We start from the raw sequence: 25096 nt of genomic DNA, 5'->3' as shown, positions 1-25096 counted from the left end.
GCCCGGCTCAGCCGGCCGACCGGGCGCAGGCGACGTCCGTGTCCGGGAGGTGGCCGGTGGACAGGTAGGTGTTGACCGTCGTGTCGGCGCAGGAGTTGCCGAACACGCCGTACACGGCGTGCTGGTCCGCGCCCCGGAGGGTGAGCAAGCGGGAGGAGGGCCACATGCGCCGTACCGTCCGCGCGTTGCGGTAGATGGTCCGCGGGTCGCCGGTCGCGTTGACGAGGAGGGCCGGGAGGTCGCGGCGGATCGTGGTCGGGTGTTCGCGCGGCGGGGCCCAGAACGCGCACGGATTGATGTTGTGGGTGACGGGACCGAACAACGGGTCCTTCGCGCGGGCGCGTCGGACGTCGCGCCAGTACGTCTCGGGGGAACGCGGCGCGGACGCGTCCCCGCACAGGATCGCCGTCTGGACGCTGCCGTACGCGGAGCCGGATCCGGTCAGCAGGAAGTCGAGGGTCTCGGCCAGCCACGGCGACGGGGTGACCGTGCGGCCGGCGACGGCGCGGCGCATGTCCCGTACGGCCAGGGCGAGATCGGCGTAGGCGGCGTCGTTGTCCTGCGAGAGGCCGGTGAGGGCGACGACGGGGACGACATGCTCGTCCACCCGGTGGTCCCCGATCGTCAGGGGAGCGCGTTCGGCCGCCGTCCGGATGCCGTTCACGACCGCCAGCACCTCGCTCCCGGTCCTGCCCAGACCGTAGGCGGTGTCGCGGGCGGCCGCCCAGGCGGCCCAGCCCTCCAGGGCATGCCGGTTGGCCGGCTCCGTGCCGCGCAGCAGCCGGGGGTTGTAGCTGTCGGGGGCGACGAGACCGTCCAGGACGACGCGGTCGGTGCGGCCGGGGAACATCGTGGCGTACACCTGGCCGAGGTAGGTGCCGTACGAATAGCCGAGGTAGGAGATCCGGCGCTCGCCGAGTGCGGCGCGGACGACGTCCATGTCGCGCGCGGTGTTCCGGGTGGTGGCGTACGGCAGGACGTCGCCCTGGGACGTCCTGCAGCGGTCGGCGAGTTCCCTGGCCAACCCCACCGAGCGGTCGAACGCCGCCCGGTCCTTCCCCGCGCCGCGTATGAAGGAGCCGGTGGGCCAGTGGCAGTCCAGGGGCGTGCTGCGGCCGACGAAACGGGGGTCGACGCCCACCACGTCGAAGCGTTCACCGGCCTGCTTCATCGCCGTGTGCACCCACGGCGGGTCGCCGATGCTCTGCCCGCCGGGGCCGCCTCCGTTGAGCAGCAGAGCGCCTACGCGATGGGCCGTGTCGGTGGCCCGGATGCGCGAGATCGCGACGGTGATCGTACGGCCGCCCGGATCCGCGTAGTCCAACGGGACGGTGACGTCGGCACACCGGGCGCCGGCCCGCTGGAGTTCCTCGCCGGTCTCGTCGTCGGGTCCCAGCAGGCAGCTCTTCCAGTCCAGGTGTTGGTCGTGGTAGCGGGTGAGGGGACCGGTGGGGGCGGGTTCTGCCGCGGCGGGCGCGGCGGGGACGGCGAGGGCCCCGACCAGGCACAGGACAGCCCCTGCCGCGGTGCGCGACACGAGCCGGCGCGGACCGCCGGTCGGTGCGTCGCGTGGGCCGGCCGTGCGCGTGGCGGCGGGGGAGGGAGAGCCGGTCATGCGGTGGTCCTTTCGGAAGGCGCGCCCTCGCAGAGGGACTTGTCGACGAGGTCAAGGAAGGCGGACTCGGCCTGGAGCGAGGCGGGCACCTCGTTGAGGGCGACGGCGACGCTCCGGCCGCCGGGACCGACGGCGACCAGCGCCCGGTGCCCGCCGGGCACCGTCCCCGCGTGTCCCCACCACGTGCCGCCGCAGGACAGCGGTGTCGAGATCAGGCCCAGCCCGTAGCGGGCGCCCGGCCAGAGCCGGTCGGCGTCGGCCTCCACCGTCCGCCGCATCTCCGCGAGCTGGGCGGCGGGCAGCAGGCGCCCGTCGAACAGGGCGGTGGCGAACCGTGTCAGGTCGCCCGGTGTGGAGACGAGGGCGCCGCCGACCCCGCCGAAGGTCATGTTCCAGGCGGTGCCGTCGACGTGCCGCCCGTCGCCGTCGGTGAAGTAGCTGCGGGAGTGCGCTCCCTGCACGCGCGTGTCGTCGCCGGGCCAGTAGGTGTCGCGCAGCCCGAGGGGCTCGATGATGCGGCGGGTGATCTCCGCCTCGGGAGGACGGCCGGTGACCTCGCGGACGATCATGCCGAGGACGAGGTAGTTGGTGGTGGCGTAGTGCCAGCCGCCCTGCGGGCGCGGCAGTTCGAGAGCGCGTGCGACGAGGTCGCGGGGTGCGAAGTGGCGATACCGCTGCCGCTCGGGAAGCTCCCATTCGGGGGCGTCGAGATAGTCGGGCAACCCGCTGGTGTGCCGCAGGAGCCGGCGTACGGTGATCGGACGGCGGTCCTGGCCGTCGTCCTGGATCAGACCGGGCAGATAGCGGTCGACGGGGGCGTCCAGCGACAGGCGGTGCTCGGCGACGAGTCGCAGGACGAGCGCCGCGGTGAACGTCTTGGTCACGCTGCCGACGCGCAGCCGGTCGGTGGTGTTCATCGGGCGTCCGGTGCGCAGATCCGCCGTTCCGGCCGACGCGGCCCAGCGCCCGCAGGACCTGCCCGCGGTGGGGTCGGTCACCAGGACCGCGGCACCGGTGATGCCGTGCCGGGCGGTGAGGTCGCGCAGCACCTGGCGGGTCCGGTCGTGCGTGCCGCAGTCCACGGTGGAGCGCGGGCCCGGCGTCCGTGCGGTCGCCGTCGTACCGGTGGCGGCCAGGACGACGGCCGTCATCAGCGCCGCGAGGCCGACGCGCCTGCCGGTCGTCGAGGTGGGTAAGAAGGTTGGCATGTCGTCAGACGGTAGGCACGGGCCGTCCTGTGATCACTCCGGCAGGCAGGTGCTTCCGGGATGACGCCAGCCCGAGCGGAAAACGGGAGCAGACCTCCTGGACGGGCGGAACCCGCCGCTGGTAAGGGCGAGCCGGTACGACCGTCGTCGCCGCCCCCCTAGGAGCCGGAACCGGAGACCGGCGTGGCCGCGCGCGCCCCGCGATGTCGGTGCCTCGCCCGCCCCGCTCCGTCCGAGCGTGAAGCGACGGATCCCCGGGTAGCCCTTCCAGCGCGCGGGTCCGGTGCCGTCGGGCGTCGGCCGGTGCGCTTTTCGACGGTCGGCGCGTGCGCACTCAGCCGTGTGTCCCGGCCTCGATGGGTGAGGGGGATTCATGGGGGCTGCGGTCTCACCGGGTGTGCGGCGGGGCGGTGTGCCGCCGGTGGTGGCGGCGCGATGGGCGCTGTGGACGTTCGTCCTCGTCAACCTGGTGATCGTCGAGATCCTGTTCGTCACCGCCGGCACGGGGAAGAACAGTGTGCTCACGGTCGCCAATTTCTTCGGTCTGCACGCCGCCGTGCTGATGATGTTCCAGTTGCTGCTGGTGGCCCGGCTGCCGTGGCTCGACCGCCGCATCGGCATGGACCGGCTGACGGTGTGGCACCGGTGGGTCGGCTTCACCCTGCTGTGGACGATCCTCACCCACGCGGTGCTGGTGGTGCTCGGATACGCGCACCTCGAGGACACGTCGATGACGAAGACGTTCTTCGCGCTGGCCGGGGTGCCCGCTTCCCTGCTCGGCATGTGGGCCGCGGCGTTCGTGGTCGTGGCAGCGGCCGTCTCCGTCCGTCGGGTGCGTAGGCGGCTGCCGTACGAGACCTGGCACGGTCTGCACCTGCTGCTCTACCTGGCGTTGGGGCTGGCCTTCGTCCACCAGCTGCAGGAGACCACGACGTTCAACTCGTCGGCGGCGGCCGGGATCTACTGGTGGGCGCTGTGGCTGTTCGCGTTCGGATCCCTGGTGACCGCGCGCCTCGTCGTGCCCGTGTGGCGGAACCTCTATCACCGGTTCCGGGTCGTGGCGGTGGTGCCGGAGTCGGACGACGTCGTGTCGGTCCACGTCTCCGGCCGTCACCTCGACAGGCTGCCGGCCAGAGCCGGTCAATTCTGTTTCTGGCGCTTCCCCGGGCACAACCACTGGTGGCTGGCGAATCCGTTCTCACTGTCGACGGCACCCGACGGCCGTGCGCTGCGCCTGACCGCGAAGGCGGCGGGCGGCGCCAGTGCCGGACTTCGGCATCTCCCGGTCGGGAGCCGGGTCTTCGTCGAGGGGCCGTACGGGGCGTTCACCTCACTGCATCGCACCCGGCCCGGCGCCCTACTGATCGCCGGCGGGGTGGGGATCACACCCGTCCGGGCCCTGCTGGAGGAGGAACCGGCCGGCGATGTCGTCGTGCTCTACCGGGTGCGCAGCGAGAGGGACGCGGTGCTGCTCGGCGAGATACGCGCCCTGGTCGCGGCGCGCGGCGGTCGGCTGTACCTGCTCACCGGCCGCCGCGGGGAGGGCAGGCCGCCGTTCGAGCCGGAGAGCCTGAGCGCCCTGGTCCCCGACATCGCCGAGCGTGACGTGTACGTGTGCGGTCCGCCCGCGATGACCTCGGCCGTGCTCAGCGGCCTGCGCGCGCTGAAGGTCCCCCGACGGCAGGTGCACGCCGAGAGGTTCGGCCTGGCCTGAGCCGAGGTGGGCTCCGCGGGGGATGCGGATTCGTGGGTACGGGTGCGGACCCGTGGGCACCGGGGCGGATCGGGGAGCGAGGGTGCCGTGGAGGGCGGGGTGCGGCGGAGGGTGGGTGCCCTGGAGGGGTGCGGCGGAGGGTGGGTGCCCGGGGCGAGAGGTCCCGCCCTACTAAGGTGGGGGCCATGTCCCCCACAACTCCGGCTCAGCCGCCCGTCGTTGATCCCGCCGAGCTGGTCGCGGACCCGTACGCGGTCTACGGGCGGCTTCGCGAGGCGGGGCCCGTGCATCGCATCGCCGGAACGGACGGGCTGCCCGCCTGGCTGGTCACGCGCTACGACGACGTGCGCGAGGCCCTTGCCGACCCCCGGCTCTCTCTCGACAAGCGCAACGCGGCACCCGGTGGCTACCACGGGCTCGCGCTGCCGCCGGCGCTGGACGCGAACCTCCTGAACATGGACCCGCCGGACCACACCCGCATCCGGCGCCTGGTGTCCCGGGCGTTCACCCCACGTCAGACGGCCCGAGTGCGCGACCCCATCAGAAGGACCGCCGACGCGCTGCTCGACGCCGTCGCACCGTACGGCCGGGCCGACCTGATCGCCTCGTACGCGGCGCCCCTGCCGATCACCGTGATCTGTGACCTGCTCGGCGTGGCCCCGCACGACCGGCACGACTTCCGCGCCTGGACCGACACCCTGATCGCGCCGGACCCCGCCCGGCCGGGCGGGGCGAAGGAAGCCGTGCGCAGCATCCTGGCGTTCTTCACCCAGCTCATCGACGACAAGCGCGCCCAGCCCGCGGACGACCTGCTCTCCGCGTTGATCGCCGTACGCGACGACGAGGACCGGTTGAGCGAGGACGAGTTGATGTCGCTCGCGTTCCTGATCCTGATCGCCGGATACGAGAACACCGTGCATCTGATCGGCAACTCCACCCTCGCTCTGCTCAGCAACCCCGACCAGCTGAGCGCGCTGCGCGCCGACCCCGGCCGACTGGCAGGAGCGGTAGAGGAGTTGGCCCGCTTCGACGGGCCGGTGCCGCTGGCCATCCGGCGCTTTCCCGTCGAGGACGTCACCATCGGCGGCGTCCGTGTCCCGGCCGGGGAGACCGTCCTGCTCTCCCTGGCCGCCGCGCACCGGGACCCACGCCGCTTCGTCGAACCGGACCGGCTCGACCTGGACCGTGACGCCACCGGTCATCTCGCCCTGGGGCACGGCATCCACTACTGTCTCGGCGCGCCGCTGGCCCGGATGGAGACCGAGATCGCCCTCACCGCGCTCCTCGACCGGTTCCCCGGCCTGGCCCTCGACATCGCGCCGGACGCGGTACGTCGGCGGCCGTCCATGCGCGCCCGTGGGCTGCTCGACCTGCCGGTGCGTTTCTGAGCGTCGGTCGTCGACGGGGCGTGGGTCGCACTCTCCTCACCCGCGCCGGAGGGCGATGGGCGCCTGGACCACGCACCGATCTTCGAGTTGGGTGGCCTGACGTCACCGGGCATGAGCCCGGACAACTCGCACCTCGATCACGACGTGCACGACTGGCAGGTCACCCACGATGGGGACGCCTTCCTCGCCCGAGCCGGAGACTTCCTGCGCTCGCGCCCCGCCGCGCACACCGTGCAGCTGACGGTCACCGAGACGTCGCGCACCGAGGGGGCGGACGCGTACTGCGGCGGGGCCCCCGTCCTCGGCCGGCAGGAGGCAGCGGGCGAGGGGCGTGCGACCTTCTTCCGTATGCCGCCCCACCGGCGGAGCCTCACCCCGTTCACGTCCGAGGAGGCCGACGCCCTGGCCGCCCGGCTGGCCGGGCTCGGCCACCCCCTCCCCGGCGTGAGCGCGGACGACGTCACCGCCGCCGCTCTTTGTCCGGGCCTGGCAGCGCCACACCGGCGTGGCACCCGCCCCGCGCGAACGGCACCGGGCCCACCTGCGCGGCCGTGGTCGTGGTGACGCGAGTGCCGCGACGGCCGAGGCGAGCCGTGCCGCGCTCGACGCGGGCGCGCGGGAGGTCCTGCTGTTCGCGGACCTTGTCAACCCCACCGGCAACGCCCTCTACCGGCGTAGCGGATACGTCCCGGTCACCGACTTCGCCATGTACGACCTCCCGCGGGGGATCGGCTCTCGCAGGTGAGGACTCGTGACGTCATCGCCGGCCGCTGATCGCCGCGCTTTGCCTGTGGCTACCCGGCCACGCCGGCGGCGTGCGCGGTCGGCTTGCGGAGCAGTAGCAGGGCCGCGTCGTCGTGGAGCCGGCCTCCCACGTGCGTGAGCAGTTCGTCGTGGAGTGCCGAGAGGGTGTGGGCCGGCTCGTCGGACAGGTGGTGGGCCAGGCGCTCGGCGAGGGGGTAGAAATCGCGGTCGCGGTCCCGGGCCTCCGTGACACCGTCGGTGTAGAGCAGCAGCTGATCCTCGTCGCCGAACGGCAGGATCTGCAGACCGGGCTTCTCGCCCGTCAGGGCGCGCAGCCCCAGCGGCGGGGCCGGGCAGGCGGGCTCCACCGGCACGACCCCGGAGCCGCGCACCAGCAGCGGCGGCGCGTGTCCGCAGTTGACCAGCTCCAGGCGGCCCGGCCCGGGGTGTCCGGCGACGACCGCGGTGACGAAGTCGTCGCTGCGGAGATTGCGCGCCAGACTCCGCTCGATCCGGTCGACGACGGCGAGGAGGTCGGGCTCCTCGTACGCCGCCTCGCGGAAGACGCCGAGCACCAGGGCGGCTATCCCGACCGCCGGCAGCCCCTTGCCGCGCACATCGCCGACGATCAGCCGGACCCCGTACGGGGTGGGTACGAGGGCGTAGAGATCTCCGCCGATCCGGGCCTCGGCCGCGGCGGCGCTGTAGCGGACGGCCACCTGGAACGGGCCGACGGTCGCCGGTACCGGCTGGAGCAGGGCGTGCTGGGCGGCCTCGGCGACCGAGCGCACGGCCGCGAGCACCCGCTCGCGGCGCCCGCGCAGGGCGCTGGCCAGGCCGCCGGCCAGGGTGACGGCCACCAGTGCGGACAGGACGGCGGCCAGCTCACGGCCCGGCGCGCCGTCCCGGACGCCGAGCATCGTGCCCAGCACCCCGGCGAGGAGACCGACACAGAGGACGCCGCGCGGCCCGCTGGTGGTGGCGGCCAGCGCGGGCCCCGCGGCGAGCAGCGGCAGCCAGGTCAGTCCGGGTCCGCCGAGGAGGCCGACGAACACGATCACGGAGACGATCAGCACGGGCAATGCGGGGGTACCGGAGGCCAGTTGCGCGGCGACCCGGTTGGGGGCCGGCCTTCCCGGGGCCGACGTCCGCGCCCGGGACGGCCGGTTCGGCGTCGGCCTGTGGTCGCCACAAAGCTCTCGGGTATGGCTCATGTATCGCCCGCGATCCTCACTCGTCCGGGGAGCCAGCGCTCCGTAATTGTCCGTTTCATCCAGGAAAGGGGATCGGTCCGAGTGCCACAAGGACATGGATTTCAGATAGTGAGCGACAGGCCCCTGGTCACGCGGCTCGCGATCGGCAGAAGCCGTTCCCGGACCTCCGGCAGCCGGGAGAGCCGGTCCGAGCGCAGCGAGACGCCGAGCGAGCCGAGCGTGTCCCCGCTGTACACGGGCACCGCGATGCAGACCGTGCCGAGGGAGTACTCCTCCAGGTCCGTGACGGCCGGCGCCACGGGCGAGGAGTCCAGCCGCCGGAGCAGCTCCGGGGCGTCGGTGATGGTCCTCGGGGTGAGATCGGCCAGGTGGTGCCGGGAGAGGTACTCCCTGCGGGACTCCGCGTCCAGTTCGCGCAGCACCGACTTGCCCAGCGCCGTGGCGTGCCCGGCGTCCTCGAAGCCCACCCACAGATCGACCCGGGGTGCCCGGGGGCTGTCCACGATCTCGGCGACCCGGATCTCCCCGTCCTCGTAGAAGGTGAGGTAGGCGGCGCCGGCCAGCTCGTCCCGAAGCGCGGCGAGCGTCGGACGGACCCGGCTGAGCAGCGCCTGGCCCCGCCCGGTGGTGTGCAGCGCTCCCACCTTGTCGCCCAGGACGAAGCCGCCGTCGGCCAGTTTGCGCAGGTATCCGTCGTGGACCAGGGTCCGCAGCAGGTGGTAGGCGGTGGCCAGGGGCAGCCCCGTCTCGCGGGCCAGCTGCTTCGCGGGAGCGCCGTTCTCGTGCGCGCTCACCGCCTCCAGCAGCCGGAAGGCGCGCTGGACGGACGCGATGAGGGTGGGGCCGGGGCCGTCGTGCACAGCCATAGGACCAGGGTGCGCCGGTCGCGCGGCGCGGGCAAGCGACGCCCCCGGCGCGGGCGCTCGGTCACCTCCTGCGCGGGCGCCACGGCCCGGGTGATGCGCGCCCGACCGGGTTCGGGGTACCCGGGCGGCGCAGCACCGGACAGCGTCCAGCAGGATCGGCAGGGCCACGGCCGAGGCCTTCGCGCAGAAGGGGTGCGCCGTGGTGCCGGCGGCCCGCCGCGAGGAGGCGCTGGAGGCGACCGCGCGGGAGCGCGAGCGGCATCGCGGGGCCCGGACGCTGGTCGTGCCGACCGACACGACGGACGCCAAGGCGGTCGACGACCTGGCGAGGCGGGCCGTGGAGGAGTTCGGCCGGATCGACGTGTGGGTCAACAACGCGGCCGTCAACGCCTTCGGCCGCTTCGAGGACGTGCCAGCCCCTGGAGGACTTCCGCAAGGTCCTGGACGTCAACGTGATGGGCTACGTGCACGCGCACGGCGCTGCGCAGGGTGGCCGTCCACGGGCTGGTGGGAGCGGGTGTGGCGGCCGCCGGGCGCCGGATCGGGCGCGAGCTGTCCGCCGCCTGACGTCCGCCGCCTGACCGGGCCGCCGGCGCGCGGCGCGCCGGAGCGCGTGGGTGAGGACGGCGCGCGGCCCGGCGTACGAGGACGGCCCGGTGTACGAGGACGGCGGGGTGTACGAGGACGGCGGGGTGTACGGGCCCGAACCAGGCTCGTACACCCCGCCCAGTCGCCCAGTCGCCCAGTCGCCCAGTCGTCGCTCAGTCGCCGGTCGCCGGTCGCCGGTCGCCGGTCGCCGAGTCTCGGTCAGCCGTCGATGTCGGCGTCAGCCGTCGGCGTTCCTCAGGGCCGTCACCCCGCCGCCCGCCCCGCGGCACGGGCCCGCGCCGGTACCCGGACGGACTCCATGACGAACCCGCTGCGCACCCGCGCCGGCATCCGCGTCAGCGGGATCCGCAGGTCCTGCGCGGGCACGTCGTACTCCAGCCGGGCCAGCCGCGGCCCCAGAGCCCGCAGCAGCGCGACGGTGACGTCCTCGCCGGGGCAGCGATGACCGGTCGCGCGGTCGCCGCCGCCCTGCGGTACGAGGTCGTCGCGGCGGGGCGGTCGCTCCAGGAACCGCTGGGGTTCGAAGGTGTAGGGGAGGTCCCAGAGCTCGGGGTCGTGGTTCTGTCCGTACAGGTCGAGCAGGACCATGGCGCCCGCCGGGATCGGTTCGCCCCGCCACTCCAGGTCGGTGACGGCCCGCCCGCCGACGAAGGGGGCGAACGGGTAGAAGCGCCGCAGCTCGTGGGCGAACGCCACCGCGTACTCGGGATCGTCCTCGGCCAGCCGTTCCCGCACGTCGGGCCTCAGGCGCAGCGCGTGCCCGGCGTAGGCGACGAACCAGCACACCGCGACGGTGGGGCGGATGACGTTGAGCAGTTCGACCGCGGCGGTGTGCGGGTCCAGGGGCAGGCCGTCGGCGTCCTCGTGCCGGACCACCACGTCCAGCGGCGACCCGGCCGGCGCGGTCGCGGCACCCTCGCGGACGTCCGACACCAGACCCGCCAGCCACTCCTCGGCGCTCTTCCGGGCGCGGCGGGCCCGGAAGAGCCGGGGCCCCGGGGAGGCGAAGCCGTCGACCATGGCGACCAGGTCCCGGGCCGTGGCCTCGCCGTCGGGGTCGTCGCCCAGGGGGATCCCGGCCCATCGGCAGACCCCCAGGGTGAGCACCCGGCTCGCCTCGTCGAAGAGGACGACCGACGGCCGGCCGGGCCACGACGCCTCGGCCGTGTCCCAGGCCGCGGCGACATGGTCCACCAGGCCGGTGACCGCCTGGGGACCGGTGAGCAGGGAGAGGAACATCTGCTTGCGCACGCGGTGGGGCGGTCCGTCCAGCGTGTGCACGGCACCGTGGCCGAACAGCGTGCTCAGCACCGGGCCGGGCAGCGCCGTGGCGCGTTCCACGTGCCCTTCGTCGTAGAAGAACCGCACCGCCTCCGGGCCCTGGAGGGCGACGGCGTGCTGTCCCATCAGCCGGGCACGGACCAGGGGGCCGGTCGTACGGCGCCAGCGGTCGGGCAGCCAGGTGTAGCCCCGGACGAGGACCGCGAGCGAACTGTCGACGAGCGGGGTGCGACGACTCTGATTCATGCCCGCCCGAGTGCCCGTCCGACTCCCCCGGTAACGCGGGGCCCACGCCCGCGTGGGGGACCGGCGTGGAGAGCGGGCCGGCCCCGGTGATCGCGGCGCGGAGGTGTCACACCGGGGGAACTCGGTACTCCGCAGGGAGTACGGACCAGCCGACCCCCCCCCGGAGGCGATCATGACTGACGAGAACATGGCGGACGACGCCTACCAGCCCACGGGCGGCAACGAGGAGCAGGAGGACGCCTCCCCGCTGGATCTCCAGGACGCGCTCGACGAGCGCACCTACGACGACATCCTGGACGAGGGCTACTCGCCGCCGGAGAAGCCCCTGGGCGTCGACAGGAGCGGCACCACGGCGGCCGAGCAGCACGAGGGGGAGTCCCTGGACGACCGGCTGCGGCAGGAGGTCCCCGACGTGGAGGTGCCGCCCGGCGACGGGATCGGCGACCTGACGGGCGGCGAGGGCGAACCCGTGGACCCGGAGGCCGGCGCGGACCGGGCCGGCCGCCTGGTCGCTCCGGACGAGGGCGTGCGGACGGACGCCACCAAGGAACTCGTCGCCGAGGACGAGGGCATCGACGGTGGCGCGGCCGCCGCGGAGGAGGCGGCGATGCGCGTCGTCCCGGACGACCGGCTGCCCTGACCGGGTGATCGGGAGGTCGGCCGAGAAACCCCGGACCGCGTGCGGCGCCCCTGTCGAATACGGCGGCTCCCGCTCGACGTGAGGGTGTAGTCGGTACGCCCCACGACCCCAGGAGCACCCTCATGACCGTGACCGTGGACATGGCCATCTCCCTCGACGGATACGTCGCCGGCACCGACGTCACCCTCGACAACCCCGGGGGCGACGGCGCCGAGCCGCTGTTCGAGTGGATCCACGAGCTGGCGAGCTGGCGGGAACGCCAGGGCATGACCGGCGGCGTGGAGAACCGCGACTCCGAGCTGATGCGTGCGTGGTTCGACGCCACCGGGGCCGTGGTCATGGGCCGCACGATGTACGACACGGGTGAGAAGTTCTGGGGCGACAACCCGCCGTTCCGGGCCCCGGTCTTCGTGCTCACCCACCGGCCCCGCCCCACCCTGGTGAAGGAGGGCGGCACCACCTTCACCTTCGTCACCGACGGCGTCCACAGCGCCCTCGAACGGGCGAGGGCCGCGGCCGGGGACCGCAACGTCGACATCGCGGGCGGGGCGAGCACGGTCCGGCAGTACCTCCGGGAGGGACTCGTCGACGAACTGCACCTGCACGTGGTGCCCGTACTCCTCGGCGCGGGACTACGGCTGTTCGACGACCTCGGCGCGGTGCGGCGCGACCTCGAACCGGTCGGGGTGGTCGCCACGCCCCTCGCCACGCACCTGAAATACCGCTTCACGAGGTGAACACCCCGCCACCGGTGGGCGGACGCGCGGGCGTCGGGCTGTGACGGGGATCACGTCCGACGGAAAACCCGCCGCGCGGGCCCCGCGTCTAGCGGGTGTGAGATCAGTCAGGAAGACACCGGGTGAGCCGGACGAGGAGCGCCTCGTCCGGCTGGTGGCCAGAGGCGACCGCGCGGCGTTCGAGGAGTTGTACCGGCGCACCGCGCCATGGCTCGCGGTGCGTCTGCGGCGCCGTTGCGCGGACGAGCAGATCGTCGCCGAGGTCATGCAGGAGACGTACCTGGCGGTGTGGCGTGCGGCCGGCGCGTTCGCCGGGGCCGCGGTCGGCGGGACCGCCGTCGGCTGGTTGTGGACCATCGCCGCACGCCGTCTCGTCGACGCGTTCCGCCGCCGGGCCCATCACGCCGAGCCGCCGCCCGCGGCCGCCGGGCAGCCCGTGGCGCCCGCCGCCGAGGAGGAGGCGCTCGCGGCGACCGTCGGCGGTGACGTCGGGGACGCGCTGCGGCGCCTCGCGCCCGAACTCAGACAAGTACTGCAGGCCATGGTGCTCGACGGGCTGTCCGTCCGGGAGACCTCGGTCCTGCTCGGCGTGCCCGAGGGCACGGTCAAGACCCGCGCCCGCCGGGCCCGGACCGAGATGCGGAGGGCCCTGGCATGAGCGTGGAACACGCGTCGAAGCGGATCATCGACGGTTACGCACGCGGCGACACGGACATCGCCGCCGACGAGGTGTGGGCCCTGGAGGCCCATCTGGAGAAGTGCCGGAACTGCCGTGACCGGCTGTCGGCCGCCGTCTCGACGACCGCGCCCGCCGTGACGGCGCTGGTCGGCACCGTCTGGGCCGACCTCGAACCCCGGCTGGCCGCCACGGCCCCCATGCCTGCCCGCCGTCGCTGGCCGGCGCGGCTGTCGAGGTGGCTGACGCCCACGACGGTGCCGTGGCTGGCCATGGTCATGACCGTGACCCTGCTCGCGTTGCTGCTCGACATCGCCGACCCCGGCTTCGGCCCGAGCCAGGTGTCGCCGCTCCTGCTGCTCGCCCCCGTGCTGCCCGTGCTGGGCGTCGCGGCGTCGTGGTCGCGCGGTCTGGACCCGGCGTACGAGCTGACGGCCTCCGTGCCCAGGGCCGGGCTCCCGCTGGTGCTGCGGCGCACCACGTCCGTGCTCGCCGTCGTCATCCCCGCACTGTTGGCGGGCGGCGGCCTGACGGGGGTGTCGGCGGCCCAGTGGCTGCTGCCCTCACTGGCGTTCACCTCGACGACCCTGGCGCTCGGCGGAGTCGTCGGCGTGACCCGGGCCGCCGCGGCGCTGGTCGCGGTGTGGGCGGCCGTGGTCGTGGCACCGGCCCTGGCCACCAGCCGTACACCCGCAACTCTGCAGAGCGCCGGTCTGCCCGTGTGGGGACTGCTCCTCGCCCTCGGTATCGGTGTCGTGATCGCCCGTAGGGGCGCGTACTCCGTACTGGGAGCCCATCGATGACCGACCGGAAGGAACAGCACATGATGTCCGCGGTGAGCGCGGCCGATCTCGCACCGACCGCCTACGCCTGGGAGATCCGGGCCACGGGGCTGAAGGTGCGGGCCGGCCGGAAGCGGATGGCCGTCGACGGGCTCGACCTGTCGCTCGGCACCGGCGTGCACGGCCTGCTCGGACCCAACGGGGCCGGCAAGACCACCCTCATCCGGGCGCTGGCGACCGTGCTGCGCCCCGCCGGGGGCACCCTGGAACTGTTCGGCGAGTCCGTCGGCGGCCTCGGCGAACACCGGGCCCTGCGCCGCCGGATCGGCTATCTGCCGCAGGAGTTCGGGTACTACAAACGCTTCACGGTACGCGAGTTCGTCGAGTACATGGCCTGGTTGAAGGAGGTCCCCAAGGCGGACACCCCCGCGGCGGTGCAGCGGGCGATCGAACGGGTCGGCCTCGCGGACCGCGCCGACGAGCGGATGAAGGCCCTGTCGGGCGGCATGGTGCGGCGCGTCGGGATCGCCCAGGCCATCGTCAACGAGCCGGCGGTCCTGCTCCTCGACGAGCCGACGGCCGGCCTGGACCCGGCCCAACGGCTGCGCTTCCGCCAGCTCTTGCAGGAACTGGGCACGGACACCTGTGTGGTCGTCTCGACCCATCTGGTGGAGGACGTCGCCGCCGCCTGCACCGACGTGGTGCTCTTCGCCGAGGGCCGGCTGGTCTTCCAGGGCACCCCGGACGAACTGGCCGCGGCCGGCGGACCCGAGCACGTGGGGGACAGCCCCCTGGAGCGTGGCTACTCGGCGCTGCTGCTCGACCCCCGGCAGGAAAGGGGCACCTGGTGAACACCCGTGTCCTGCGCATCGAGTTGAGACGTTCCGTCGCCCCCTGGGCCGGCGCCGTGATCCTGATCGTCGCCCTGGCGTTCCTGTACCTGCTGAGCGGCCCGTGGTGGAAGGGCACGGCGACGTGGACGGCCCAGTGGACCTCCATGGCCCTGTGGACCCGCTCCCTGCTGATCCTGCTGTGGCCGCTCGCCCTGGCGCTCGGCGCGCTCCAGGGGCTGCGCGACCACCGTTCGAAGATGGTTGAGCTGCTGACCAGCACACCGCGCCCCGCCCGGCACCGGGCGGCGACGACCGCGGGCGCGACGGCGATCACGCTGACCTCGGCCTTCACGCTCGTCGTCCTCCAGGGCGCGGTCCAGTTGGTCGGCGACACCTCGTACACGCACCTCGGCTGGCTGCCGATCTCGCTCGTCGCCGCACTCGCCCTCCTCGCGGGGGCCTTCCTCGGCATGGGGATCGGGCGCAGCCTTCCCTCCCCGCTGACCCCGCCCGCCCTGGCCGTGGCCGCGTTCGTGTTCCTCAACCTCCTGCGGATCTCGACCGACACGATGGAACCGGGCGCCGCGACACCGAACCGGGCCACACTGCTGTCACCGGCGGTGGAGGACGTGCGCGACGTCTTCCTCACGCTCTCCGCCCCCGTGCACCTGGGTCAGACGATCTGGCTGCTCGGCATGGCCGCGACCGGCTTCGCGCTGTTGCTCGCCGCGACCCGGCGCACCCGCCTGTTCGCCCTGGCACCCGTCCTCGCGGGCGCGGTGATCGCCCTGCTGCTGTTTCCCGCGGACCCGCGCCGGGCGTACGTCGTCGACGAGGCCGCCGTCGCCTCCGTGTGCGACGGCCCGGTGTGTGTGGCGAAGGCGCACGAGGACCACCTCGCCGCTCTCGCGGGGCCCGGGAAGAAGTCGCTCACCCTGCTGCGACGCACCCTCGGCGGCGAGGCACCGACGTCGGTGCGGGAGAGCACCGCCCCGCGGTCGCTCTTCGACCCGCCGGAGCGGTCCCGCACGGCCGTGCTCGTCGACTTCGACGACAGCGTGTTCGCCGACGCCGAGGGCGAGGAGCTGACCCGGGCCCTGCTCGGTCAGGGCATGATCCCGATCTGCTTCGCCCGCAGCGCCAACGAGAGCGGCACGCTCGACGAGATCGTCGCACAGGGCGTCGCGGCGGGCTGGGTCCTCGGGGACCTGAGGCCGTTCGACGGAGCCATGCACGCGGCGAGCGACCAACTCAAGGAGGCCCGCCCGGTGTTGCGGGAACTCAAGGCGCTGCCGTGGTCCGAACAGGTCGCACGCGTCAAGGCGGCGCACACCGCCGCCGCCTCCTGCGCGGGCGACCCGCTCGACCTCCTGGACGGCGGTACGTCCCGGTGAGGTGGCTGACGCTGTACGCCCGCTCCCGGCAGGTGCCGGTCTCCCTCGCCGCGGTGGTGATCGCCACCGTGCTCGTGTGGACCTTCGCCCGGGACGGCGGCGGAGGGCCGGGCGACCCGAAGGTGCCCGTGTTCGTCCTCGTCGCCGGGGTGGTGGCCGCCTCGATCGGGCTCGGCGGCCAGGACCTCGCGCTGGACCGCACGGCCGCGATCCCCTGGCGGTTCCGCAGGGCGGCGCACGTCCTGCTCATCGCCGTGGTCGCGGGCGCCGCGCTCCTCACGGCGCGGACGACGGGCGAGGACTCCTGGGTCACCACCGCGTTCGTCGTCCGCGACAGCGCCGGTCTGGCGGGCCTGGCCGCCCTCGGCGCGGTGCTGTGGGGGGCGCACTACGCGTGGACCCCACCCCTCGCCTGGCTGTCCTACGCGGTCCTCGCCCCCGCCCCGACCGGCCTGCCGACGAGGGTGGCGAGCTGGATGCTCCTCCCGCCCGGCACCCCGGCGGCCACCTGGACGGCCCTGACCCTCGCGCTCACCGGCACGGCGGCGTACGCCTTCGCGGGGCCGAGGCGGTAGCGGGTCCCGCACGCCCGGTCAGATCCACGTGGGGAGCCACATGCGGGTCTGCCAGTCGGGATACGGGATCGTGCTTCCCGTGTAGATCGGGAAGAAGTAGATGAAGTTCCAGACGATCAGCAGGACCAGCGTGCCCGCCGCCACCGCGCCCCGGTGGCGGCGGTCGGCGCCGGCGCCCGGCGGGCCCAGCAGGGCGCCCAGCGTCATCGCCACCGCCAGACACAGATAGGGCACGAACACCACGGCGTAGAACGAGAAGGTCGTGCGGTCCTGGTACAGGAACCACGGCAGATAGCCCGCGCCCACGGCGCACAGGACGGCGCCCGCGCGCCAGTCGCGGCGCAGGGCCCACCGGAAGAGCAGGTACACCAGCGCGCAGACCGCCGACCACCACAGCATCGGCGTCCCCAGGGCGACGACGGCCTGGGAGCAGCCGGTGAGCGCGTGGCAGCCCGCCTCCCCGGGTTCGGGGGACTGGTAGGAGAACAGCACGGGTCGGCCGAGGACCAGCCAACTCCAGGGATTGGACTCGTACTTGTGGAACGCGTCCAGATCCACGTTGAACCGGTACACAGCCGACTCGTAGTGCCACAGGCCGCGCAGCGGCGCCGGTATCCACGACCAGACGCCGCCGCGGCCGTCCGCCCAGTGCCGCCCGTACCCACCGTCGGACAGGAACCAGCCCGTCCACGTCGCCACATAGGTCACCACGGCGACCGGGGCGAGGGAGAGGACCGACCGGCCGAGATCCCTGCGCAGCACCGCCCGGTAGGGACGGCGGGCCCCCGCGACCCGGCGGGCGCCGACGTCCCACAGCAGGGTCAGGACCATGAAGAAGGCCAGGAAGTACAGGCCGTTCCACTTGGTGGAGGCGGCCAGACCCAGGCAGAGGCCGGCCGCGAGCCGCCACGGACGCCGTCCCGTCCCGGCGCGGTCGCCGGTGTCCGCGTCCGGGCCGGCGTGCCCGTCCTCGTCGAGGGGCAGCGCCGCGGCGAGCCGGGCGCGGGAGCGGTCCCGGTCGATCAGCAGACACCCGAAGGCCGCCAGGACGAAGAACATGACGACCAGGTCCAGCAGGGCGGTACGGCTCATCACGTAGTGCAGACCGTCCACCGCCATCAGCGCGCCGGCCAGACAGCCCAGGAACGTCGAACGGAACAGGCGGCGTCCGATCCGGCACAGCATCAGGACCGACAGCGTGCCGAGGACGGCCGTCATGAAACGCCAGCCGAACGGGTCGAGACCGAACATCCACTCGCCGACCGCGATGACCCACTTGCCCGTCGGCGGATGCGCGACGAAGCTCCCCGTGTCCGAGAGCGTGATCACCTGGGGGTCGGCCAGGATCTGCGGGTCGGCGACCTTGCGGTCCGGCCAGGTGCCCTCGTAGCCGAGCCGCAGCAGGGACCAGGCGTCCTTGGCGTAGTAGGTCTCGTCGAAGGCGAGTTCGTGCGGCCGGTCGAGACGCCAGAAGCGCATCGCTCCGGCCAGCAGGGCGACGAACAGCGGCCCCAGCCACTCCATCGCCTTCGCGACGCGGTGCGCCTGCGCCGAGTCCAGCCCCACCCGCTCCCAGGGCCCGCCGGCCGGTTCCGGGAAGGGCGGGACCAGGCGGTCACGGGTGTCGCTCCGGGGGCGTCCGGTGTAGCCGAACCGGCGCAGACGGTCGTTCCGGCCGAGGGACGCCGTCGTCGAACGGGTGCCGTGCAGCATCGCGGTGAGGAAGCCCTTCCAGAGTGCGGGCGAAGCCGTGCCGGTGGTCGTCCGGCCCAGGCCCGGGGTGCGCCCGGAGGCTAGCAGGACCGGTCCGGGGATGATCGAGCGGCCGCTCACGGGACCGCTCGCGGGTGTCTGTGCCGGACCCGTCGCGGGCCCCCACGGGGTCTCGAACACGGCCCGGCGGCCCCGCGTCCGGCGTCCGCCTCTCGTACCCCGCGATCATCCTCGGCTCGGAACCGCGTGGCTGCGCCGTTCGCGGGTACTCGGCGCCGCACCGAAAGACCGACCGGGCCGACGGGTACGCATGCGCATGCGGTTGCGGATGCGTCGTACTCAGGACAGGAGCGACAGGACATGGGACACGGTGGAGACGTCATCGCCGAACTGACCACGGACCACGGGGAAGTGGAGGAGATGTTCGGCGAGATCGAGGCACTGCCGTCCGGGGACCCCCGGCGCAAGGAGTACGCGGACAAGGTCACCATCGAACTGGTGCGTCACTCGGTCGCCGAGGAGGCCTACCTCTACCCGGCCGTCCGGGAGCACGTCCCGGACGGCGACACGATCGCCGACCGGGAACTGGAGGAGCACGCCGAGGCCGAGCGCACCATGAAGGCCCTGGAGGGGTGCGAGGCCGACGACGCGGACTTCGACCTGCTGATCACCCAGCTGATGACCGAGATCAGGTCGCACATCCAGGACGAGGAGAACAACCTCTTCCCCCGGCTGCGCGCGTCCTGCTCCGAGGAGGCGCTGAACAGCCTCGGCGAGAAGGTCCGCAAGGCCAAGAAGACGGCGCCGACCCGCCCCCACCCGTCGGCCCCCGACACCCCGCCGGCCAACAAGCTGCTCGCCCCCGGCATGGGCCTCGTGGACCGCCTGCGCGACGCGCTCACCGGCCGCGGCAAGGACGACTGAGGGCCGTACCGCCCCGGCGGCCGCGGTACCGGAACCGCGAGGGGCCGGTGGGAACGGTTCCAGCCGTTTCCCACCGGCCCCTCGCTCGTGCCCGCCGGTCAGTCGTCACCCCGGACGATGTGCGCGTCCGCACCGGTCTCCGGCACGCGGGTGCCCTCCCTGTCGGGGAGGGCGGGAAGACACATCCGCACACCCTTCCCGCGCCGACGCCGGGCCTTGGCCCAGCCGCTCTCCCGGACGACGAGCTTCTCGACGGTGTGCGTGCTCACGACGCCTCATCTTCTTTCCGAACCCGTATCGCTGCTTCTCGCTTCTTTTTTCGCGTCCCCGGGTTCCCGGCACCCGGGTGCCCAAACGGCGGGGCCGGGCGCGCCGCCCCATGCGTCAGGGCAGGGGAGTGCCGCCGGTGGCGTTCAGGATCTCCGCCGTGATGAAGCTCGCCCGCTCGGAGGCGAGGAAGACGTAGGCGGGCGCCATCTCGGCGGGCTGGGCGGGCCGTCCCAGCGGGGCCTGCTTGCCGAACTCCTGGGTGTCGGGGAGCGTCGCCGGGATCAGCGGCGTCCACACGGGCCCCGGCGCCACCGCGTTCACCCGGGCCCCGTCCGCCGCGACCATCTGCGCGAGCCCCTGGGTGAACGTGACGATCGCTCGTCGTCGCTCATCGGGACGGCCTTTCTTCGCGTCGTGGGTGTGTGGGCGCGTGTGCGTGGCTCGTGTCGTGGTGCGGGGCGTCGGCCGCGGAGATGTCATGAGCCCGGCGGGGCGGAGGCCGGGCCGTGAGGGCCTGGGCGGATGCCCCTGACGTGGACGGGCATGACGTGGACGGGCACGGCGTGGACGGGCACGGCGTGGACGGGCATGGGGCGGCCCTGGCTCGTGCGACCGACGCGGGTTGGTGGGCCGACGCAGATCGGCGCACGGAGATCTCGCTGATGACCAGTGCCTTCACGGTGTCTCCGGGCGTGGGGTGCGCGCTGTCTGCGCCGTCCGGGTACCCGACGTCGCCGGGTGTAAGAGAGGGCGACCCGCCCGGGTCAGTCCGGGGGGAGGGCCCGCTCGGCGCGTTCGGCGGTGACCTGTGCGACGGCGGCGGACAGCCGTTCCCGTGTGCACGGGGGCACGGGGGCGCCCGTGCAGGAGTCCACGAGTTGCCGGGCGGTCCGGTGCAGCTTGGTGTTGGTGTTCTGGGAGGTCCGGACCAGGGCGTTCCAGGCCTCCTCGGGGCTCAGGGCGAAGGCGGCCATGAGGATGCCGCGGGCCAGGTCGATGGTGTCGCGGGTCTCCAGTGCCCGCCGCAACTGCACGACCTCCACCCTGGGGTCCGGCCCTCCCCGCGCGGCCGGAGGTGCCGTGGCCGCCGTGAGCAGGCCGTCGCCCAGGTGATCGACGTGATCGACGTGGTCCGGGGCGGCCGGAGGGACGAACAGGGACAGAGTGTCGGTGAGCGAGAACACCCGCTGGGCCGCCCGGCTGATGGTGCGGATGGTGGTCGTCTTCGCGTGGTTCAGCGCCTCCTGGCGGATGCTGAGCAGGGCGTTGAGCCCGGAGCAGTCGCAGAACCCGACCTCGCCGAGGTCCAGGTCGATGCCATGGGCGGAACGGGCGAGCGAGTCACGCAGACCGCGCCGCAACTGCTCGTCCGTGGCGAGTTCCAGGTCACCGCGGACCGTGACGACCACCCGGTCGCCGTCGTGGTGGCTGTGCAGACTGAGTGTAGGAGTCCGCCGCCCGTCGGCGGGTCCGGCCGTCGTCGCGCAGCCGACGACGGCGGCGCTCGCGGGCCGCACCGGGTGCGCGGGCTCCGACATGGCCCTCTCTCCTTAGGGACGCTCCTGCGGGTTCTCCCGGTACCAGACTCACTCCACCCGCGAACACACGTCAAGAGATACAGGAACTTGGATTCAGGTATTCAGAAGCGTGAATCTGAGGGCGTAAGATGAGGACCATGGCAGGAGTACCGGAAGCGCACGCGGGGTGGACGTTCGTCACGAACCACGCACGGGTGCTGGCCGCCATCGCCGAGGACCAGACCATGCGTGTCCGTGACATCGCCGCGCGGTGCAGGCTCACGGAGCGCGCGGTCCAGAAGATCATCGCCGACCTCGAACGGAGCGGCTTCCTCTCCCACACCCGCGAGGGGCGCGGCAACACCTACCAGATCCAGACGGGCAGGGAACTGCGCCACCCCGCGGAGGCCGGGCTGACGGTGGCCTCCCTGCTGGCGCTGCTCGCCCGGGTCGACCCGCACCGCGCCGGACCGTTCGGCGGCGGCCGCCCCGTGGAGGGAGAGGCCTGAGGCCGCGGGTCCGTCCGTGCGCCGCGGACCTCAGTGCGGCGTCCTCGCCTCGACGAAGGTGGCCGGGGCGATGCCACGGGTGACCAGGGCATGGACGGTCTCGGTGAGACGGGCGCGGCGGAGGGCGGCGTAGGCGCCGAGCGTCGCGAACACGGGTGCGCGCAACCGGACCGCCTCCATGCAGGGGCCCTCGCCGAGGGTGTACTGCACCTCCGCCAGCCGCGCGGCGACGTCGTCGCTCGCGCACAGCACCACACCCATCTCCGTACCGTCCCCGAGGACCGACACGGACCTGACCGGGTCCTTTCACGGCGGGCCCGTGGCGCCGCACAGGTGTGGGGAGGCGCGGCGGGGGGACTTGAGGGGAAGACCGGATACGGCGACGTTCCCCTGGGGGCCGGTTCGGTCAGGCTTCTCTGGTTCAGACAACGTGCCGGAGGAGCCGTCCCCCTGCGCGGGCATCAGAGCGTGCCCCGCTCGCAGATGCGCCGGGCCACCTCACGGAGCTTGATGTTGTTCTCCTGGGAGAAGCGGCGCAGGACGTCGAACGCCTCCTGCTCGCTGACATGGAGACTGCCCATGAGGATGCCCATGGCCTCGCCGATCAGATGGCGGGTGGCGACGGCCTGCTCCATCTGCGCGTTGGTGCGGGCACTGGAGAAGGCGACCGCCGCGTGCGAGGCCAGCAGCCAGCCCGCCACCTCGCTGGTCTCGTTGAAGGCACCGGGCTCGCGGGAGTAGAGGTTCAGCGCGCCGAGGTTCTCGTCCTCGGTGAACAGCAGGAAGCCCATCATGCTGCCCACGCCGAGCCGACGGGCTTGCGGGGCGTAGTCGGGCCAGCGCGGCTGCTCGGCGGAGAGGTCGAAGATGCGGAAGACCCGCTCGCCCTCGGAGGTGTGGGCGGCGTCGAAACACGGCCCTTCCCTCAGCCGTTCCTGCAGACGGTCGCTGTCGACGACCAGCTGCTCGGTGGGGGCGAGCGACTCCACCGTCGTGCCGTGCAGTACGAGTACGCCGGCCGCGTCACAGCCCTCCACCAGTTCGGTGGCCGAGGCGGTGATCCGCTCCAGCGTGGCATCCACCGAATGCTGCGCCAGGAGATCCCGGGCCATCGACGCCATCTGCCGTGCGAACCGATCCCAGTCCACACCGTCCTCCGTTCGATCGTCACCCTGTCGGGACCGCCTTCAGGTCCAGCCTCGCACGCGAGCCGCGCGGAGGGCCGCCGCGGCAGCGCTCCGACGGGGCCGGGGCGGATGCCTGCCGGCACTGTCGCGGCACGGGGTCCACGCCGCGAGGCACCGGTCACCGGGGTGTCGACGACGCCGCCGGTCACGGCGATGACCTCTCCGACCGTGTAGCCGGAGCCGGCGTCGGAGGCCAGATGGACGTAGGTCGGCGCGATCTCCTCCGGCTGGGCCGCGCGGCCCAGGGGTGCCTGGCTGCCGATGGGGCCCAGGCCGTCGGGCGGCATGTGCTGGTCGGCCTCGTCGAGCGGTGTCCAGGTCGGACCGGCGCCACCACGTTGGCGCGGACACCGCGGCGGGCCGGATGCAGGGCGATGGACTTGCGACGACCTGCGGTGCGGGCTGTTCGGGCTGGGGCTGCTCGATGTGCCTCTCCCCTGTGCTGTCACGGCGGGTACCGATTGCCTGCCGCGCCGTGCTTGCACGTCTCGCGTGCCCACCTTGGCGGCGGCCATGCCACGTCGAGAGCCGGGCCGGACACCGCACGGCCGACGGCCGTGCGGTGTCCGGCCGGTGAGAAGTCCCGGTCGGGAGGTGCGTCCCGCCGCTGCCGTGGCACTTGGTGAGCCATGAAGTGCACTGACGGGGCGGTACGGGAGGTACGGCGGCGCGCTGCGGCCGCCGTTCAGACGTTGCGGCGGGCGTGGGCGGAGCCGGGGCGTGAACGGGATCTGGTCATGCAGGCCGGAAAGGCGGCGCTGGCCGCCTGGGTGGCGTGGGCGGTGGCGGGCTGGTGGCTCGCGGCCCCGATGGCGTTCGTGGCGCCCTGGGTGGCGGTCGTCCTGGTGGAGTCGACGGTCTACCGGTCGCTCGCGCACGGGCTGCAGCAGCTCGCGGCGATCGCGGCGGGCACGGTGGTGGCCACGGGGGTGGCCCTGGTGCTGGACACCACGCTGGTCACGATGGCCCTGGTCCTGCCGACCGTGCTGCTGCTGGGACAGTGGCAACGGCTGGGCAGCCAGGGCGTCTACGCCGCCTCCGGCGCGCTCTTCGTGCTGACCGGCGGTCAGGTCACGGTCGCCGCCTCGGCGGCCCGGATCGCGGAGGCGGTCTTCGGCGCGGTGGTCGGCGTCGCGGTCAACGCGCTGATCCGGCCGCCCGTGTATCTGCGCGACACCCGCGCCGCGCTGCGGGACGCAGCGCGCGAGGCCGAGGAGATCCTGGACGCCGTGGCGGAGGGGCTGGCCGCCGGGGAGTGGGACGGGCGTCAGGCGGGGGAGTGGCACGAACGCGCGCTGCGCCTGGGCCGACTGGTCGATCAGGCGAGGTCGGCGATCGACTGGAACCGGGAGAGCATGCGCGTCAACCCCCGGGGCCGACGCGGGCACGGCGTCGCTCCCCCCGGCGAGGCGTACACCGACGCGCTGGTCGTGCTCGACCACGTCGCCGTGCACACCGCGGGCGTGACCCGGATCGTGTGGGAGGCCGTGGACGGCGGGCAGGCGGCCCGGCCCGCCGAGGCGATCGCCCGCCCCTACGCGGACTTCCTGCGCCGCACCGCCCACGCCGTCCGGCTCTACGACCGGACCCGCTTCGCCCCGGACGAGCACGACGACTCCGCCGCGGTGGCGCTGCGCGAGGCGGTCGGGGAACTCCACCGCTCGCTCGACGAGTTCCGCCGACGGCTGCCCGGCGCCGTCGCCGACGACCCCGACGCGCTCGTGACCTACGGAACGCTGCTGGCCCAGGCCCATCGCCTGGCCGACCAGCTCGTCCAGGACTGACGCCCCGGGCATCTGCCGGGCGGCGCCAGAGACGAAGGCCGGGGCGGCAACCGGTAGTTATCCGGTACTTATCCGGGTAGTAAACGGTCATTGTCGATAGATATCGCTCAACTTGGGCGCTGTTGCTGGGGCGTCAATACCCTTCGGATACAGCGCGTCACCGACGAGACGTAGGTCGGTCCATGTCAGCAGGGGGCATTCATGGGATCCGTTGAGCGGCCTCGCCGCATCGTCGTGCCTCCGGGCACCTCCGTCCCGCCCGACGCCGTACGGACCGCCGCGCCGCAGGCGACCGGACCCGTCGCCGCCCGACAGCTGTTCGCCCCCCGGACGCCCGAACTCCTGGGACGGCTGCGCCGGTTGGACGCCGCGGTGGACGACGCCGCACTCCAGGACATCGCCTCCTGGCTGCACGAGCAGTACGCCTCCCGCGGAGCGCCGATCCCGGTGGGCTTCGTCGCGCAGTGTCTGCTCGGCTCCCCCTACGTGGACCACCGACTCGGCCTCGACGGACGCATTCTGGGCCACTGCTCGGCACACGACGTGATGCCGCCGCCCTTCGACGCCGCCCGGATGCTGGCCCGCTCGGGCGCGTACGCGTTCGTCGAGGTGTACGCGGACGGGCTGGTCCTGCCCGTGCTGCCCGACGGCAGTGTGGTCAGGCCCTGAC

Annotated in this window: 23 protein-coding genes and 4 pseudogenes; 15 read left to right on the top strand and 12 right to left on the bottom strand. The window is 73.4% G+C overall.

Going from position 1 to position 25096, the window contains the following annotated elements:
• Positions 1–7: 7 nt before the first annotated feature.
• The gene (locus tag H4687_RS06520; RefSeq protein ID WP_225966619.1) at positions 8–1615 is read right to left on the bottom strand and encodes an alpha/beta fold hydrolase; all 1608 of its coding nucleotides are present in this window, start codon (positions 1613–1615) and stop codon (positions 8–10) included.
• Positions 1612–2823 (bottom strand): serine hydrolase domain-containing protein, encoded by a 1212-nt coding sequence (locus H4687_RS06515; protein WP_046919638.1) that lies wholly within the window; start codon positions 2821–2823, stop codon positions 1612–1614. The genes H4687_RS06520 and H4687_RS06515 overlap by 4 nt, the downstream gene beginning before the upstream one ends.
• Positions 2824–3196: 373 nt before the next feature.
• Here H4687_RS06515 and H4687_RS06510 point away from each other — a divergent pair, with 373 nt between their 5' ends.
• The 3 genes and pseudogenes from H4687_RS06510 to H4687_RS06500 all read left to right on the top strand — a co-directional run bounded on the left by H4687_RS06510 (position 3197) and on the right by H4687_RS06500 (position 6670).
• Positions 3197–4537: a ferredoxin reductase family protein gene (locus H4687_RS06510; RefSeq protein ID WP_078907077.1), complete on the top strand. Its 1341-nt coding sequence runs from the start codon at positions 3197–3199 to the stop codon at positions 4535–4537.
• 185 nt (positions 4538–4722) lie between these two features.
• A complete protein-coding gene (locus H4687_RS06505; protein ID WP_050398050.1) occupies positions 4723–5925 on the top strand; it encodes a cytochrome P450 family protein in 1203 nt (400 codons plus the stop codon).
• A gap of 111 nt (positions 5926–6036) precedes the next feature.
• Positions 6037–6670, top strand: a pseudogene (locus H4687_RS06500) (GNAT family N-acetyltransferase).
• 49 nt (positions 6671–6719) lie between these two features.
• Here H4687_RS06500 and H4687_RS06495 read toward each other — a convergent pair.
• Together H4687_RS06495 and H4687_RS06490 are read right to left on the bottom strand one after the other, a co-directional pair.
• Positions 6720–7745, bottom strand: coding sequence for a PP2C family protein-serine/threonine phosphatase (locus tag H4687_RS06495; RefSeq protein ID WP_046918588.1), 1026 nt, complete (start codon positions 7743–7745; stop codon positions 6720–6722).
• Between the two features lie 239 nt (positions 7746–7984).
• Complete coding sequence (locus tag H4687_RS06490; RefSeq protein WP_046918589.1) at positions 7985–8749, bottom strand: IclR family transcriptional regulator; 765 nt, start codon at positions 8747–8749, stop codon at positions 7985–7987.
• 199 nt (positions 8750–8948) lie between these two features.
• On the opposite strand from H4687_RS06490, the pseudogene H4687_RS47445 reads away from it, so the two are divergent.
• Positions 8949–9104, top strand: a pseudogene (locus H4687_RS47445) (SDR family oxidoreductase); the annotation flags it as partial.
• Positions 9105–9601: 497 nt separating this feature from the next.
• On the opposite strand, the gene H4687_RS06480 reads toward H4687_RS47445, so the two are convergent.
• Positions 9602–10885 (bottom strand): cytochrome P450, encoded by a 1284-nt coding sequence (locus H4687_RS06480; protein WP_046918590.1) that lies wholly within the window; start codon positions 10883–10885, stop codon positions 9602–9604.
• A gap of 172 nt (positions 10886–11057) precedes the next feature.
• Between H4687_RS06480 and H4687_RS06475 the strand changes: the two genes are divergently transcribed.
• From H4687_RS06475 to H4687_RS06445, 7 genes are all read left to right on the top strand, one after another.
• On the top strand, positions 11058–11525 hold the full coding sequence (locus H4687_RS06475; RefSeq protein ID WP_046918591.1) for a DUF5709 domain-containing protein: 468 nt from the start codon (positions 11058–11060) through the stop codon (positions 11523–11525).
• Positions 11526–11647: 122 nt separating this feature from the next.
• On the top strand, positions 11648–12262 hold the full coding sequence (locus H4687_RS06470) for a dihydrofolate reductase family protein (protein ID WP_046918592.1): 615 nt from the start codon (positions 11648–11650) through the stop codon (positions 12260–12262).
• 97 nt (positions 12263–12359) lie between these two features.
• Positions 12360–12920 carry an RNA polymerase sigma factor gene (locus H4687_RS06465; protein WP_046918593.1) on the top strand — a complete coding sequence of 187 codons (561 nt, stop codon included), beginning with the start codon at positions 12360–12362 and terminating at the stop codon, positions 12918–12920.
• Complete coding sequence (locus H4687_RS06460) at positions 12917–13741, top strand: hypothetical protein (protein WP_046918594.1); 825 nt, start codon at positions 12917–12919, stop codon at positions 13739–13741. The genes H4687_RS06465 and H4687_RS06460 overlap by 4 nt, the downstream gene beginning before the upstream one ends.
• Positions 13738–14571: an ABC transporter ATP-binding protein gene (locus H4687_RS06455; protein WP_046918595.1), complete on the top strand. Its 834-nt coding sequence runs from the start codon at positions 13738–13740 to the stop codon at positions 14569–14571. Before H4687_RS06460 ends, H4687_RS06455 begins: the two co-directional genes overlap by 4 nt.
• On the top strand, positions 14568–15947 hold the full coding sequence (locus tag H4687_RS06450; RefSeq protein WP_046918596.1) for a hypothetical protein: 1380 nt from the start codon (positions 14568–14570) through the stop codon (positions 15945–15947). Before H4687_RS06455 ends, H4687_RS06450 begins: the two co-directional genes overlap by 4 nt.
• Positions 15944–16522 (top strand): hypothetical protein, encoded by a 579-nt coding sequence (locus H4687_RS06445; RefSeq protein ID WP_050398047.1) that lies wholly within the window; start codon positions 15944–15946, stop codon positions 16520–16522. Before H4687_RS06450 ends, H4687_RS06445 begins: the two co-directional genes overlap by 4 nt.
• An 18-nt stretch (positions 16523–16540) precedes the next feature.
• Here H4687_RS06445 and H4687_RS06440 read toward each other — a convergent pair whose 3' ends face one another.
• Positions 16541–18235: a dolichyl-phosphate-mannose--protein mannosyltransferase gene (locus tag H4687_RS06440; RefSeq protein WP_225967225.1), complete on the bottom strand. Its 1695-nt coding sequence runs from the start codon at positions 18233–18235 to the stop codon at positions 16541–16543.
• A gap of 360 nt (positions 18236–18595) precedes the next feature.
• Here H4687_RS06440 and H4687_RS06435 point away from each other — a divergent pair, with 360 nt between their 5' ends.
• Positions 18596–19159 carry a hemerythrin domain-containing protein gene (locus H4687_RS06435; RefSeq protein ID WP_046915153.1) on the top strand — a complete coding sequence of 188 codons (564 nt, stop codon included), beginning with the start codon at positions 18596–18598 and terminating at the stop codon, positions 19157–19159.
• Positions 19160–19257: 98 nt separating this feature from the next.
• On the opposite strand, the gene H4687_RS06430 is transcribed toward H4687_RS06435, so the two are convergent.
• The 3 genes and pseudogenes from H4687_RS06430 to H4687_RS06420 all read right to left on the bottom strand — a co-directional run bounded on the left by H4687_RS06430 (position 19258) and on the right by H4687_RS06420 (position 20967).
• Positions 19258–19428: a hypothetical protein gene (locus H4687_RS06430; protein ID WP_167358608.1), complete on the bottom strand. Its 171-nt coding sequence runs from the start codon at positions 19426–19428 to the stop codon at positions 19258–19260.
• 115 nt (positions 19429–19543) lie between these two features.
• Positions 19544–19810, bottom strand: a pseudogene (locus tag H4687_RS06425) (SDR family oxidoreductase); the annotation flags it as partial.
• Positions 19811–20193: 383 nt separating this feature from the next.
• Positions 20194–20967, bottom strand: a complete 774-nt coding sequence (locus tag H4687_RS06420) for an ANTAR domain-containing protein (RefSeq protein WP_050398046.1) — start codon at positions 20965–20967, stop codon at positions 20194–20196.
• A gap of 137 nt (positions 20968–21104) precedes the next feature.
• Between H4687_RS06420 and H4687_RS06415 the strand changes: the two genes are divergently transcribed.
• Positions 21105–21455: a helix-turn-helix transcriptional regulator gene (locus H4687_RS06415; protein WP_046918635.1), complete on the top strand. Its 351-nt coding sequence runs from the start codon at positions 21105–21107 to the stop codon at positions 21453–21455.
• A 30-nt stretch (positions 21456–21485) separates the two neighbouring features.
• On the opposite strand, the gene H4687_RS06410 is transcribed toward H4687_RS06415, so the two are convergent.
• The 3 genes and pseudogenes from H4687_RS06410 to H4687_RS47440 all read right to left on the bottom strand — a co-directional run.
• Positions 21486–21743 carry a hypothetical protein gene (locus tag H4687_RS06410; protein ID WP_050398045.1) on the bottom strand — a complete coding sequence of 86 codons (258 nt, stop codon included), beginning with the start codon at positions 21741–21743 and terminating at the stop codon, positions 21486–21488.
• A 173-nt stretch (positions 21744–21916) separates the two neighbouring features.
• Positions 21917–22576 carry a GAF and ANTAR domain-containing protein gene (locus tag H4687_RS06405; RefSeq protein WP_046918637.1) on the bottom strand — a complete coding sequence of 220 codons (660 nt, stop codon included), beginning with the start codon at positions 22574–22576 and terminating at the stop codon, positions 21917–21919.
• 260 nt (positions 22577–22836) lie between these two features.
• A pseudogene (locus tag H4687_RS47440) lies at positions 22837–22929 on the bottom strand (SDR family oxidoreductase); the annotation flags it as partial.
• A 342-nt stretch (positions 22930–23271) separates the two neighbouring features.
• Between H4687_RS47440 and H4687_RS06395 the strand changes: the two are divergent.
• Positions 23272–24426: an aromatic acid exporter family protein gene (locus H4687_RS06395; RefSeq protein ID WP_046920274.1), complete on the top strand. Its 1155-nt coding sequence runs from the start codon at positions 23272–23274 to the stop codon at positions 24424–24426.
• A gap of 201 nt (positions 24427–24627) precedes the next feature.
• Positions 24628–25095, top strand: coding sequence for a hypothetical protein (locus H4687_RS06390; protein ID WP_046920275.1), 468 nt, complete (start codon positions 24628–24630; stop codon positions 25093–25095).
• The last annotated feature ends 1 nt before the right edge of the window (position 25096 follow it).

This window comes from Streptomyces stelliscabiei (assembly GCF_014873495.1).
GTDB lineage: Bacteria > Actinomycetota > Actinomycetes > Streptomycetales > Streptomycetaceae > Streptomyces > Streptomyces bottropensis.
Note: the sequence above shows the minus strand (reverse complement) of the source record. Positions and strands in the feature narration are given on the sequence as shown.